This is a genomic window from uncultured Streptococcus sp. (genome assembly GCF_938036805.1).
Classification (GTDB): domain Bacteria; phylum Bacillota; class Bacilli; order Lactobacillales; family Streptococcaceae; genus Streptococcus.
On sequence record NZ_CALHWC010000083.1, the window covers coordinates 1 to 2407 of the forward strand.

Consider the following 2407-nt stretch of genomic DNA (forward strand, 5'->3'; position numbering starts at 1 on the left):
AACTCTTCTACCTGAGCTTTGGAGTTGTCTTCACTGCTAGAATAGAGGGCACCGATTGTTTTCACATTTGGCGTCAATTTTTTAATCAGCTCTAGCTGTTGCTTGGCTGGATTGTGGTCAGAAACACCTGTGATATTACCACCTGGCTTTTCCAGATTTTTCACTAGGTTTGCTCCGACTGGATCTGTGATAGCTCCCATGACAATAGGCTTGTCCTTAGTAGCCGCAGCCAAGCCTTGCGCAGACGGAGTCGCAATCCCAATCAGCACATCATTGTCATTGGACACCAGCTGCTTGCTCATAGTAGAGACCTTACTCTGATCGCCCTCAGCATTCATAAAGTCAATCTTGATCTTGTCACCCTTGTAGCCTTCCTCAGCTAGACCGTCCTGAATCCCCTTGTAAATCAAATCAAGGGAAGGGTGGCTAACATACTGCAAGACACCAACCTTGACTGTCTTACTATCGTCGCCAGTCTTAGATCCGTTGCTCTTTCCACTCAAGCTGGAATAAGCCATCCCACCAATTACCAAAATAGCCAAGAGGCCCAAAATAGTCATTAAACGTTTATTTTTCATATTTTTTCTCCATTTCTTTATTTCATTTTTTCTATTCAATCCCTAGGGACGCCATCGTTTAAACATGGACATTTCTCCTTATTCTTATAATAAGCAACAAAAAACCTCACACAGGTATTCTGTGTGAGGGCGTAAATCGCGGTGCCACCTCAATAATGGAAAATAGCTAATATTCCCCATATCTCTGTCTTGTCATCAAACAAGCTGCACTGTAAGGTGTGCCTACCGAATTCTTATTGTTTCAAATTCATTTTATCAATTAGCCCAATTTCGTAAAGATTTGCTGCTCATTTCCACCAACCACAAGCTCGCTAAAAACAAATGCATCTACTACTTTTCTAATTTCCTATATTGTAAATTTTTCCTGAAAGGATGTCAAGACCTTTTTGAAAATTTTTATAAAATGTTCGGTTTTTGTTTATATCGATAATCATTGACAAAAAATAAATTTCTTTTTGATGAGACTTTAGAAGCTTTTGGCTTGGTTTTTTGTTATAATCTTCTGTAGCAACTTCCAAGGAGAAAAACATGTCTTTCGACGGATTTTTTTTACACCACATGACAGAGGAGCTCCGCCGCGAATTGCTGGGCGGCCGCATCCAAAAGATTAATCAACCTTTTGAACAGGAGCTGGTCTTGCAGATTCGCAGCAATCGAAAAAGTCACAAATTGCTCCTGTCAGCCCACTCGGTCTTTGGACGCGTCCAGCTGACTAAGACCACGTTTGAAAATCCTGCTGTTCCCAATACCTTTATCATGGTCATGCGCAAATACCTACAAGGCGCCGTCATTGAAGCGATTCAGCAAGTTGAGAATGACCGAATTTTGGAAATCAGCGTCTCCAATAAGAACGAAATCGGCGATAGCGTGGCTGTGACTCTGGTCATCGAAATCATGGGCAAGCACAGCAATATCATACTCTTGGATAAGGCTAGTGGGAAGATTATTGAAGCCATCAAACATGTCGGATTTTCTCAGAATAGCTATCGAACCATCCTGCCGGGCTCAACTTATATCGCTCCGCCTCAGACTGGCAGTCTCAATCCTTTCACTGTGGGTGATGAAAAGCTCTTCCAAATCCTGCATACTGAAGACTTAGAGCCCAAACGCTTGCAACAAATGTTTCAGGGATTGGGTCGGGATACAGCTACTGAACTCAGTGGTTGTCTGACCGCTGACAAGCTCAAAACTTTCCGAGCCTTCTTTGCCGGTCCGACTCAGCCAAGCCTGACCGAAAAATCCTTCTCTGCTCTGCTATTTTCCGACAGTAAGACCCAAATGTCCACGTTATCCGAGCTTTTAGATACTTTCTATAAGGACAAGGCTGAGCGCGATCGGGTCAACCAGCAGGCCAGCGAACTGATTCGCCGAGTAGAAAGTGAGTTGGAAAAGAACCGGAAAAAGCTGGGCAAGCAAGAGGAAGAGCTCCTAGCAACGGAGAATGCAGAAGAATTCCGCCAAAAAGGGGAACTCTTGACCACCTTTCTCCATCAGGTGCCCAATGATCAGGATCGGGTAGAGCTGGACAATTACTACACGGGTGAGAAGATTATCATCGCACTTGACAAGGCTTTGACCCCCAATCAAAATGCCCAGCGCTATTTCAAACGTTACCAGAAGCTCAAGGAAGCCGTCAAACACCTGACCAGCTTAATTGAGGAGACAAGGAATACGATTCTCTACCTAGAGAGCGTGGAAACTGCCCTTGCTCAGGCCAGCCTGACTGAGATTGCAGAAATTCGGGAGGAACTAATCCAGACTGGCTTTATCCGCCGACGCCAAAGAGAGAAAATCCAGAAAAGGCAGAAACCGGAGAAATATTTGGCAAC

The 2407-nt window shown here is 44.2% G+C and carries 2 protein-coding genes; one reads left to right on the forward strand and one right to left on the reverse strand.

Annotated elements, in window-relative coordinates; translation table 11 throughout:
* A partial coding sequence (locus Q0191_RS03500) for an ABC transporter substrate-binding protein (RefSeq protein WP_297663888.1) occupies positions 1 to 578 on the reverse strand: 578 nt, incomplete at its 3' end.
* Between the two features lie 528 nt (positions 579 to 1106).
* Here Q0191_RS03500 and Q0191_RS03505 point away from each other — a divergent pair.
* Positions 1107 to 2407 (forward strand): NFACT family protein (locus tag Q0191_RS03505; protein ID WP_297663891.1); only part of this gene is annotated, 1301 nt, incomplete at its 3' end.